Genomic DNA, 12,818 nt, shown 5'->3' on the forward strand with positions numbered 1-12,818 from the left:
GTGAGTATTTTCGGTAGCTGTTTCTTGGTGATGCCCATTTTTAGTGGGATTCTCGCAAAGACGCAAAGACGCAAAGCTTATTATATTGTCGTTAAATATGTCGTTTATCCTCTATTTTACCCCTCCTAGCCCTGATAGAAGCGGAAATCCTTGCCCTTTTTTCTTTAAAAAGGACAAGATTGAAGCGCATAGCAGGTAAAAGCTCCTGGAAATCGGTATGATCGCTTCTTTTGATTAGCGCCTCCAATATATAGGTATCAAAAAAAAGTGGCTACCTTATATGGTAGCCACTTTTGGATTAACTAAATTATGTAATGTTATTATTCGACAATAAGCTTTTGAGTAGCTGTTTTACCTTCTTGCTCAACTTTTATAATATAAACTCCTGTTGGCAGTTTACGAATATCTAATTCTTTATGTTCTGTTTTGGTTGTGAAAACTATTTTTCCAGCCATATCAGCTATTACAATATTCTTAGGACTAGGAGATGTTGTTTGCACATATACCTTTCCGTCTTTTACAGGATTTGGATAAATGACAAACCCATCAATTTCATTTGTATCTATACCTAACGTACAAACTGTTGACGATACATTTATTGTACGAATTGCTACAGATGTATTTTGCAATGCATCTTTGGCAGTATAAATCAAAATGTATTGCCCTGGTGTATTAACGTCAACTATTCCTGAAACCAATACTTCTGAAGAAATGTCTACATCTAAATTATCTTTGGCAACATAACCAGCTTCTACATATGGACATCCTTTATCCAAAGAAACTAGTGTATTACCAGTAAGAGTAATTGTAGGTTTAGCTCTCTCAATTATAACTGTCCAATTTTCGATAGTTCCATTTTGCGCCATTACATTATATAATACAGGCAAAGTGTAGTTTAGTATAGTAACTCCGCTATTTTGTATATAGGTACCTATACGCAATGTTGCAAAACTAGATACTTGAAAATTTGGAATCAATGCACTTAAATTAGCATCATTGTTAACGTACACTCTTACAGTTTTTGAAACTGGATCTATTACAGTTACCCCTACTTGGTTTGCTACTGAGTACGATAGAAGACTTGCTTCGGAGTTACTAGCATTCAACGTTACTGTATAATTAGTTTTTGAAAGCTTATCCTCAGAAATTACTGTTACAAAGAAACTATCTTTGTAATCTGAATTAACCGATTTTGAGTTTAATTGTTTTTCTCCATCTATATGTAATTCTGCCCCTAGCGAAACAGTAAAGTCTGCAATTAGATTTGATACATCAACTCCAAACGGTACTGTTTTAGTAACATTATGACCTACTATATCTGTATTAATTTCTTGAGTTAACCCAGGATTAGAAGCTGTTTTAAAATCATAAGAAATCAATTTGCTTTCCTTATTTAAACCAACAGCCATTTTTATAGTGTACCTTTCTGTAATTCCAGTGTTAAACCCAACTCCTTCGACCGTTAAAATAAGCGGGGTTGTATAGTCATTAGGTGTAACTCCACTCATTTGCATATTTTCTTTTATTATTACTACACTTTGCATACCTACGGTGAAATTAGCAACTGCTTTAGTTATATCAGCCCCATCTTTTAATAGGACCGTAAAGGTTCTTGTTGCTTTATCATAAGACGATGAAATCTGATCAACAAAATCAATTTTTTGTAACAAAACTGGAACGTTCCAGAATTTGCCTTCCCCTATACCATCTGTATCTGCATTTGTTACTACTCCTGTATTATCATTTAATGAGCCATCAAAAACAAATTGCTTATTTCCTTCAGAAAATGGATAATAAGCTAGTAAACTTGGTACGTCTACTGGATACTTTGTCAATGCATTTGCTCTAATCGTCAGCTGACTACGAACACCTGTCCAAATACGAACTTCATCTATATTACCATTAAAACCTCGTGCCAAACCAGCATTATTACCTATATATGCAGGCGATGTGGCATTTGTACTCGCAGGCCCGGCTACACCAGTGCTTGTAAATGGAACTGAAACCCCATCTATATAAACAGTATAAACATTGGTTATACTCACAGTAAAAGCGATATGATGCCAAGTATTCTGCTTAATAGAATTAGTTAGTGTGTTTATATAATAAAATCCCGTCGCTGTGGCTATAGAAAGCACTAAGCTATTTTCTTTGTAAGTACCTAACTGATTAGCATTATGCACAAATACTGATATAGTACCTTTATCTAAAATTCTCCCATAAATACCTGATTCCTTTTGGTTAATCCATGCTTCGAATGTATAATTGTTACTAATATTTAAAGCTGGAGTAACATCACTCTTTACAAAATCATCTATCCCGTCAAATGTTCCTACTACATTTGTAGCACTATTTTGAACATGTGTTAATGTTACCGATTTTAGATCATTTGCAGGATCTGTATCACCTACTAATTTAGTATACACATCAACTACATAATCCCCAAGAGCACTTAAATCTGCTTTGGTTACAAATGAAACCGTAGCTGTTCCTGAGGCTGCGATAGGCCCTACAACATTTTGCACTACCTCATTTTCTCCATTAACTTTATATGCTATTGGAAAATTTGAGATTGGAACATTGGATAGATTACGTATCACAGCCGTTACAGTAACTGGCTTATTACCTGGCTTAATGGGCGCTACGATTTTCTCTACACTTGCATTAATAGCTGTAAACGGCAATACATCAATCGTGTATTCTTCTATTTCAAAATTATTATTTGAAGTTGTTACCCCATCAAATGTAGGTCCAAGGTTCACATTATAATATTCATTTGGTGAACGATACATTTGTATCACTCTCATTAATTTTTCACCTGGTGCCGTATTAGCAGGAATTGTTAATCCTCCTGTCAACGTTAAATTATTTCTGAAATAATGTGCACTTAATGTTGACTTAATTGCCGGAGAAGGTGATGTTGCTACAGTATTTATCCAGAAATTACCTGCATAAAACTCGTCTGTTAAGTCACCATCGCCATTTAAATCAATAACAATCATTGTAAAAACACCTACGTTTGTTGCTGATATATCTTTTGCAAGTGGAACTCCTGTTATCGTAATCGTTGCCTCGGGCTGATAAGTAAATCCTGCATATACTGGGATTTTTAAATTCTTAAAATCCGAATAAGGGGTAGTACCAGAAGTATTTACAAACTCATCCCATTTAAATTTAGAAATTGCATATCCATTAGTATTAGTATGTGTTGGCAATTCATTATCATTATAGACCGTTTTTTCAATGCTATTATCAGTCATATCAGTACCACTTTTAATGACATACTTTTTTCCAACAATAGATAAATCTGCTTTGGTAGGGAAAGTAAAATTTACAGTTCCATTACCAGGAATAGAAGGTACAACGCCTGTAACTTTCTCTCCCTCATTCACTTGATAAAACACAGGGTAATCTATCAATGCAACTGACCCTAAATTACTAACTCTAATAGAGACAATACTTTCATTTGATTTTTTCCCGATAATCTCTGGTTTTACAATAGCAACTACACTTACGTCATTTACAACTGGTTTTGCAACACAAGTAATATCTGCAATCCAACCTTTTTCATTTACAGCTTCATCAGAAACAAACCTAAATGTTAATTCCCCACCAGCGGCGGTAGAAGTCAATGATGGAGGTAAAGTATTTCCTGTATACTTTCCTAATAATGGAGCGCTTGTGTTTGCACCATTGTAAACGTACATAAAATCATAATCAGCCTCAAGATCAAAATTGCTAAAGTTCACATTTATACTATTACCAGCTGTTAAAGGAATAAATGTTATCGTTTGAGTAACCCCGTCTCCATAGTTATCATAACGTGTACCTGAATCTGTAAATACTGATGAACAAGTCGTTATACTCGCAACCGATCCCATCAAAACATCGGTACCTGAATTATAAACAACTTTAGTCATTGTATTATTCTCCGTTACTTGATCTCCTGTATAATTTACATTAGCTACTACGGTATATTTACCTAGGGTTAAGAAATTTGCTGTTTGTACAAAATCATAAGATATCTCACTTAACGGATTAACTGGCCCAGCAATTGTCTCAATTACTTCTGCACCTCCATTAATTTTATAAGAAACAGGTATATCACTTATAGCCACTGGTGAATTATTAAAAACTTTAATTTTTACTACCTCAGTTGCTGTAAATCCAGCATTTGGAATTAAAGAAGTTAATTTTAAATCAGTTCCCGAAGCTTCAAAGAAATTAATATTATCAATAGAAACTGAATTGAAAACATAATCATTATTTGCTATAATTACATCATTATCGCTTACAGCTTCAAATACAACGCTAAACGTTGTACCCGCATAAGCAGATAAATCATATGTCAATTCTGCATTACCAGTTAATTGTGTTCCGCCATATACACTTTTATTTAAATGACTACTTATTGGGCTTCCGTTTACCAAAACTCTAAAAAAGTTTTTATTAACTGAGCCAACACTATTCCATAATAAATTAAATGTCATTTTGATATTCTTACCCGTAAGACTTGTCGCATCTATATCGCAAAAAGAAACCTTTTTAATATAATCCAAATTATTAATAAATGCATTTGTCTCAGTGCTTGCAACCCAAGGAGATACAGCTACAGCATTTGATCCTTGCATTTTTACACCATCCAATAATTGTGCATTGATATACTCGTATTTAATATCTCCTGTTGATCCTTTAGAGAAAACATAATTAGTTGCTTTTCTATTATTAAAATCCTCAACAAATGGCAAGCTTAAAGCATTTAAAACAGGCTGAGAAACTGGCTCTACATTTACAGCTCTAACTCGTTCTGAAACTATTCCTGTAGCAATATCTACTGTACGAACAGAGAACCAATTATCCTCGCTTACTGTTAGATTATTAAATGTATAAGTAGGATCTGTAACCGTAGCTACAACATCAAATTTATATCCATTCAATTTTAAAACCTCGTATTTTGCTCCAACAATAGGATCCCAATCCATTTTATAAGATGATGTACCACATACTGAAGGTGCAATAACTAAATTTTTAGGCTCAGCAATAATGTTAAATATTTCTTTTGAAGTGGAAACTTTCGAACCCGCACTTACTCTTATCTTAGCATTTGCTACTATACTAGAAGGAACTTTCCACTCAAAATTTCTTGCAGTTGCTGGTACATCTTTTGCAATTGTTGCGTAATTAATTCCACCATCTACAGAATATTCGACAGTAAACGTTTTAGGTTCCCCTTCATAATCCCAACGAATATATTCGGTTGTGTCTGGATTAAATTTTTCTCCTCCCATAGGATAGGTAAGGATTAATTCTGGAGCTACAAAATCATATACAACTGAAAATTCTTGGCTATCTAACGGAATTTCTGTACCTGTAACAATGATTTTGTAAGTTCCTGGTGCTGGATTATCTAAAGTTACTTGTTCTATATTATTCTTAGTATCCACACCTCTTACTGCATTTGCACCTGGAGTTGTTGGATTTAAAACCCATGGCAGAATAGTCACCCCATCCTTTACCACCTTAATATCTAAATCATTAACCTGAATTAAACCTGCCCCTAGTGTTCCAGGAAGATCTGAATATGCAAGCATTACTTTTAAAGAAACCAATCCTGCAGGAACTGTAATTTGTTTTTCTACAGACGCTCCGTTTGAAACAGTACCTGTATAGAACATTTTTTTATCTAAAACTTTAACTGCTCTTAAGCCATTTAAATTTCCAAAACCATATTTATAATCAGGACCCGGATTACCTACATCTTTTGCTGTGTTAGTAACCAAAGCTTTCATTAATGAAGCCAATGGTTTTTCACCATAAATATTTTTATACCTTTCATATAGTAAGGCTACCGTTCCTGTAGTTCCTGGTGTAGCCATAGAGGTTCCACTCATTACTTGGTACGAATTACTATAATCTAATGAATACACATCGGTACCAACTGCAGCGATTTGAGGTACTAAACGACCATCAATTGTAGGTCCAAAACTACTATAATTACTAATTAAATCATTTGGATCATTAGCAGCAACATGTAATGAGTTTTTTGAATTTTTTGTAGAAGTATTAAATCCGCTTGGTAGATTTGCCGTTTGCGCATTTCCATTAGAGTATATATTTAAAAGATAAGGATTCATTGCCGTAACATAATCATCTCCATAATCATTCCCGTTATATCTATAAGTATTATAACCAGAACTGATAAGTATTCCGTAAGAATTCGATGTGATTTCGATTCCATCTTCTGCAATTGATTTTAATCTTTCACTTGCTACAGATAAACCATTGGACTGAGTATTAAAATTCCAGCCATACATCTTCACCTCTGGCGCCATCCCTTTTGCTATTGGGTCTAATAACCCTGCTCCTCCGATAGTTCCAGACACATGTTCTCCGTGTGATGAATTTGATTCATATTCTTTGATGGTTACTCTACCTGTGTGATCTTTGTGTTCTTCTAGATTTCCATCCCAAATACCAACTTTGACTCCTTTTCCTGTTAGTCCATACCCTAATCCTGGAATAGTAGATCCTAATACGTTTGCTTTATGCGAAGTTACCCCTGGTTTGTTATCACTTTCAACCGGTGGAGGAATCAAATCTATGTTTTGAACCCAATTAAATTTTGCAATTTCATCTAATTTCTCTTTAGAAACCTGCAAATAAATTTGACTAAACGGTTCTTCGATTTTGATTCCCTTAACAAATATATTTGTTAAATCCTTTGAAATATCATTTGGATTAACTCCTTTAAAATAACTGATTACAACTTTAATATTGTTTCCTTCTAAAGCGTAATCAGGAATAACGCTGTTTGCAAGCATTTGATCTAATTTATATTTTGGATCAATTGTAATTATCGCTCTTATATTATCAGAAGCAGCCCCTTTGCTATAAAACTCAGAATCAATTGCTACATAATAAGCATTATTAGATAAATAGCTAAGCAAATTTACTCCTTGTTTTTTTAATTTTTGCTGTTCCTGTATCGAAGGCATTTTTGTAAACTGTACCAAAGTATATTCCCTTTTAGGAATTTGCTTTTTGCTAGTACTGTTTTTAATCTCTTTAACTTGCTGCTTAAAATTTGCTGTAGTTGAGATTTTATTTCCATTTATAGAAACAGAATAATCCTTCTCAGAAGCATTCTGTGCCCATCCTAAAACAATAAAAAGCACCATAATTAAGCTTAGTATTTTTTTTTCCATTTATAAAAAATTTAATTATTATTTTTCTTTACAGACCTCTTAATCAAGGGTAAACCTACAAAAAAAAAGCAAAAAAAATGTTTTTATTGAATCTTTTATGTTAAATAAACTCACAAAAAAACACTAAAATCTAAAAAAACTAACAATATCAGCACTTCACAACGGAATAAAAAAAAACATTTCTTATAACAATAAAACTAAAAATATTCGTAACAAAATTAATATTCACTATAACATCTCAATATTGTTAAATCGCTATCATTTATTAGTAATTATAAAAAAGTGAATTTTCTACTCCATAGGTACAAAAAAAGAGACTACCGTGAAGTAGCCTCTAGTGAATAAATCAAATTATATAATGCTTTTATTCAATAAGCAGTTTTTTGGTATATGTATTCCCATCTTGTTCTACCTTGATTATATAAGCACCAGCGGAAAGCCTCAGAATATTCAACTCTTTGTGTTCGGTTTCAATTCTAAAAACCATTTTACCTGTTAAATCAAATATCATAACATTCTTTATATTAGTCGATGCTGCTTCTATGTAAAGTTTTCCATCTTTTACGGGATTTGGATAAACAACAAATCCTTTAATTTCATTTTTATTTATACTTAGAGCGCATACAGATGTTAATACTTTTATTGTACGAGTTACTAAAGGATCCTTATTTAATGCATCTTTTATACTATAGCTCAAGGTATACTCGCCTGGTACGTCAACATCAACTGTACCTGAAATTAATACTTCTGTGCTTATATCTACATCTAAATTATCTTTGGTAGTGTAGCCAGCTTCAAAATATGGACATCCTTTATTTAAATAAACAACAGAATTTCCTACAAGAGTAATTATTGGTTTGACCTTCTCAATTATTACTGTCCAATTTTCGATTGTACCATTTTGTGCCGTTACATTATATACTACAGGTAGAATATAATTCAATGTTGTGACACCACTGTTTTGAACATGAGTACCCATACGTAAGGTTGCAAAATCCGATATTTGAAAACTTGGAATTAATGCGCTTAAATTGGCATTGTTGTCAACAAACACTTGTATTGTCTTTAAATCCTGATTTATTACACTTGTGCCTAACTGATTTACAACCGAATATGCTATAATATTTGTTTCAGAACTTTTTGTATCTAATGGTTCTAGGGGCTTTGTATCTAAAATTATGGTATAGTTGGTTTGAGATAACTTATCTTCTGAAATTACAGTTACCTGAAAACTCTCTGCATAATCAAACGAATTAGTTTTCGAATTTAATTGTTGTAAACCATCAATATATAGTTCCGCACCTGGTGAAACTGTAAAATCTGCAATTAAATTTGATAGATTAACTTCATATGATAACTTTATAGTCCCCGTATTGCCAACAATTTTTGCATTTATATCCTCTGTTAACTCAGGATTAGATGCCGTTTTAAAATCATAAGATAGCAACTTACTTTTTGTATTTAAATTACCTATAATATTTAACGTATAAGCCTCTATAATTCCAGTATTAAAACCTACTCCTTCTACAGTAAAGGTGACGGGGTTGGTATAGTCATTTTTTGTATTACCACTTTTTTGAGTTACACTGTTTATTTTTGCAATGCTTTGCATATTTAAGGAGAATTTAGCAACAGCAGTAGTTATATCTGTTCCTTTCTTTAATAGAATTGTATACGTTTTGGTAGTTGCGTCATATGATGATGAAAGTTGATTTACAAATTCAATTTTTTGCAATAAAACAGGAACATTCCAAAATTTATCCTCTCCTATACCATCTGTATCAGCATTTGTCACAACAGCCGTATTATCATTTATTGAATAATCATGAACATACTTATTATCTCCTTCTGAAAAGGGATAATAAGCTTTTAACTTCAATTCATTTCCAATATATTTAGTCATTGCATTAGCTTTTATTACTGCTTGACTACGAACTCCTGTCCAAATACGTATTTCATCGATAGCACCTTTTAAACCACCTGTTAACACAGGATTATTACCTATATAAGCAGGAGAAGTTACATTTGATGTCGCTGCTCCAGCAGTTCCAGTAGTCGTAAAAGGAACTGAAACTCCATCTATATATATTTTATAAATATTAGTTGTACTTACTCTATAAACTATATGATGCCAACTATTTTGCTTAATTGAATTCTTTTTTGTGTTTATAACATACGCCCCCTTTGCGGTAGCTATTGAAAGTACTAAACTATTTTCATTATAAGATGTTAAGTTTGTTTTGTTATGTATAAAAAGCTGAACCGAACCTTTATCAATAATCCCTCCAAAACCAGTGGATTCTTCCTGATTAACCCATGCTTCGAATGTATAATTATTGGTCAGATTCAAAGCTGAATTATGATCAATCAACATAAAGTCATCTAATCCATCAAAAGTTCCCATTACATTTGTAGTATGATTAGGAATATCTTTTATTGTAATTGATTTAGAATCATTTATTGCGTCTGTGTCACCTGCTAATTGATTATATACTTCAGTGCCATATTCTCCTGGAACATTTAAATCTGTTTTAGTTGAAATTTTATTTTCATTTATAGTAATAATAGAATCAGCCTCAGAACTATTTTGGGACCATCCCAAAATAGTCAAAAACATTACAATTAGGTTAAGTAAATTTCTCTTCATTTTAAAATGTATTTAATTTAAAGATTAAACTTACAAATTGTAATTTATAAAAAATCATTTAATAAGTTTTATTCTCAGATTTTACAAATAAAAAGATAAAATCAAACGAATAATTAAAAAATACCCATAAAAAAAGACCTGCCAAATAAATTTTGACAGGTCTTATTAGTATTTTTACTAGAAGTTTTTTTATTTTTTCTGCTTCAATTCTTTCGCTTTTTCTTGCCAACGTTCGCTAAGATCATTATAATCTACTGGATGAGCTGGTGCTTGATATTGCAGTCTACCTGATTCAAAGGCACGTAGTAGAATAGTTTCTATTAAATAGTCTTCATTAACTTCATACGGAGCGTATTCAGTTTTTAGACTAATATCAAAAACATTGGCCGTTGTGTTTGCCCAAAAGGCTTTCCATCCACTTTTTAAAGTTTTTACCAGCTCAAATGTCGTAGTTCCTGTTTGTCTGTGAATTAGCTTGACTAATATTTGACCTTGTTTACGAGATAACTTCTTCAGTTTGCCTTCAAACTCATTATTAAGATAGTCCTCTACAATTTTAAAGTATTTCTTTTTTTCTCTATTTGAAGATAAACGAGCCATTCCTTTATTAAGTGCCACTAACCTATCCGAAGCTAATCTGGCAAATGGATACGTTTTATAAACTCTATTTTGTAGAATTAAAAACTGCTTTTGCGCTTCAGGATCTAGCTTTTCCTTTGAAATAATAATCTCAGGCAATTGAATTGTATCATTTAAAATAGAATCCTTTTCGGTCAATACATACCCCATTTGCAAAGGATTATTTTTTTCGATTTGGGAATGACCAATAAAAGAGACTAAAAAAAAGCAAAATAAATAGGTTCTAAACTTCATTGAGTTATTAATTTGAATGTAAAATTATACATTATATATACAATTGTAATACCAAATTTATAAATTAGAAATAATATATTCTAAATATCTGTTTTTCTATAACTTAAACATGTATTTCAAATTTAATACTACCTAATAATTACTCGCTATATAGATGCTTCCAAATATAGATACTTGCAATTATTTAATAAACAGCTAAAATCACGACAGTACAAAGTTTACCATAGTAACTGTAGTAATTTGATTAATTAAAAATAAGCATGTAAACAACATAAACTAATACTTAACTCCATTATTAAATAAACTAATTCTTAAAAGAATGCAATAAAACAGTGAAGTCATTAAAAAAAGTTTAGATATCAGGTAACCAATTATTTTTATTTTTTGACAAATTAAACTTGATTTAAAGATATTAATATTTACATTTGCTCTATTCTTATTTATTCTAAATAGATAGGTTGTCTCAAACTAAGAAAAACAAATCTTGTCAAAAAATCAATAAACAATAAATACATAAATATGAAGAAGAATCTTTTTATTTCTCTAGCATTAGCTGCTACTTTATTTGTTAATGCACAGCAAAAAAACACCTTACTAGAACAATCTTTTTGGAAAACTTCACCAGATGTAAGTGCTGTTAAAGCCGAAATAGAAAAAGGAAGCAACCCTGCTCAACCAAATCAAAATGCTTTTGATCCAGTTGTTTTGGCTATTAACACTGATGCTCCAATAGCAACTATAAAATTTCTTTTAGAACAGCCAGGTAATCCAGTCAATAAATTAACTCATGACAGTCGTATTTATTTACATTGGGCGGCAAATAAAGGTAATATTGAACTTGTAGAATATCTTATTGCAAAAGGTTCAGATATTAATCTTGAAGACAGTAAAGGGGCTACTCCAGTTGTTTTCGCAGCTAGCAACGGACAGTCTAATACCGCTTTGTACGATACTTTTTTTAAAGCAGGAATTGATCCAAAGAAAAAATACAGAGGAGGTGCTAATTTATTATTGATGGCAATTCCTAATGATAAAGACTTAGTACTTTCAACTTATTTTACATCTAAAGGAATGTCATTAAAAGACATTGATAGCGAAGGAAACACGGCTTTTAATTACGCTGCTAGATCTGGAAACGTTGCTCTACTAAAGAAACTTTTAGAAAAAGGAGTGAAATTTAATGATAACGCACTTATTTTTGCAGCACAAGGATCACGTAGAGATGCAACTCCACTTGAAACTTTTAAATATCTAGTTGAAGAAGTTAAGATTAAACCAACTGTAACAACTAAATCAGGAGAAAATGTTTTTCACTTTTTAGTAGCTAAACCTAATCAAACAGAAATCGTAAAATATTTCTTAGTTAAAGGTGTAGATGCAAACAAAGCAGATAAAGACGGAAATACACCATTAATGATTGCTGCTTCGGCTAGAGATACTGCCGTTTTAGAGCAATTACTTCCGGTAGTAAAAAACATAAATGCACAAAATGGTAAAGGAGAATCTGCATTAACATTTGCTATTAAATCTGGAACTCCCGAAGCTGTTGCCATACTTTTAGCTAAAGGTGCTGACGTTACGGTTAAAGATAAAGACGGTAACAATTTAGGCTTTTATTTAGTGCAATCATATCGTCCGCAAAATGGTCGTGAAGCAGCTCCAGCAAAAGATCCTTTTGAAGCTAAAATAAAATTACTTCAAGATAAAGGATTGAACTTAGCTACTGCTCAGAAAGACGGAAGTACTTTATATCATATTGCAATGACTAAAAATGATTTAACATTGCTAAAGAAATTAGCTACACTAAACATTGACGTAAATGTTAAAAATAAAGATGGCTTAACTGCTCTTCATAAAGCTGCAATGGTTTCTAATGATGATTCAATCCTGAAATATTTATTATCTATTGGTGCAAAAAAAGATATTCAAACTGAATTTGACGAAAGCGCCTACGCATTAGCAAAGGAAAATGAAACATTGACAAAAAAGAATGTCTCTCTTGAATTTTTAAAATAATAGATTCTATTTGTGACTCTTTGAAACGACAAAAACAATCGCATTACTAGAAATCAATAATACAAATGTAATTACAT

At 31.9% G+C, this 12,818-nt stretch carries 4 protein-coding genes; 1 reads left to right on the forward strand and 3 read right to left on the reverse strand.

The genetic code is table 11. The annotated features are described in order from the left end of the window. Positions 1–320 precede the first annotated feature (320 nt). The 3 genes from QWY99_RS14765 to QWY99_RS14775 form a co-directional block, all read right to left on the reverse strand. Complete coding sequence (locus QWY99_RS14765) at positions 321–7,205, reverse strand: S8 family serine peptidase (protein ID WP_290266361.1); 6,885 nt, start codon at positions 7,203–7,205, stop codon at positions 321–323. Positions 7,206–7,569: 364 nt separating this feature from the next. Then, positions 7,570–9,852: a LamG-like jellyroll fold domain-containing protein gene (locus tag QWY99_RS14770; RefSeq protein WP_290266362.1), complete on the reverse strand. Its 2,283-nt coding sequence runs from the start codon at positions 9,850–9,852 to the stop codon at positions 7,570–7,572. 189 nt (positions 9,853–10,041) lie between these two features. Next, the gene (locus tag QWY99_RS14775) at positions 10,042–10,725 is read right to left on the reverse strand and encodes a DUF4294 domain-containing protein (RefSeq protein WP_290266363.1); all 684 of its coding nucleotides are present in this window, start codon (positions 10,723–10,725) and stop codon (positions 10,042–10,044) included. Positions 10,726–11,244: 519 nt separating this feature from the next. Here QWY99_RS14775 and QWY99_RS14780 point away from each other — a divergent pair. Beyond that, the gene (locus QWY99_RS14780) at positions 11,245–12,741 is read left to right on the forward strand and encodes an ankyrin repeat domain-containing protein (protein WP_290266364.1); all 1,497 of its coding nucleotides are present in this window, start codon (positions 11,245–11,247) and stop codon (positions 12,739–12,741) included. Positions 12,742–12,818: the final 77 nt, after the last annotated feature.

Origin of the sequence: Flavobacterium branchiarum (assembly GCF_030409845.1) — a bacterium.
GTDB lineage: Bacteria > Bacteroidota > Bacteroidia > Flavobacteriales > Flavobacteriaceae > Flavobacterium > Flavobacterium branchiarum.

What these genes read in the sequence shown, in the direction of transcription:
- QWY99_RS14780 (WP_290266364.1), top strand. Translation starts at nt 11,245, where the DNA reads ATGAAGAAGAATCTTTTTATTTCTCTAGCATTAGCTGCTACTTTATTT.
- QWY99_RS14765 (WP_290266361.1), bottom strand. Translation starts at nt 7,205, where the DNA reads ATGGAAAAAAAAATACTAAGCTTAATTATGGTGCTTTTTATTGTTTTA.
- QWY99_RS14770 (WP_290266362.1), bottom strand. Translation starts at nt 9,852, where the DNA reads ATGAAGAGAAATTTACTTAACCTAATTGTAATGTTTTTGACTATTTTG.
- QWY99_RS14775 (WP_290266363.1), bottom strand. Translation starts at nt 10,725, where the DNA reads ATGAAGTTTAGAACCTATTTATTTTGCTTTTTTTTAGTCTCTTTTATT.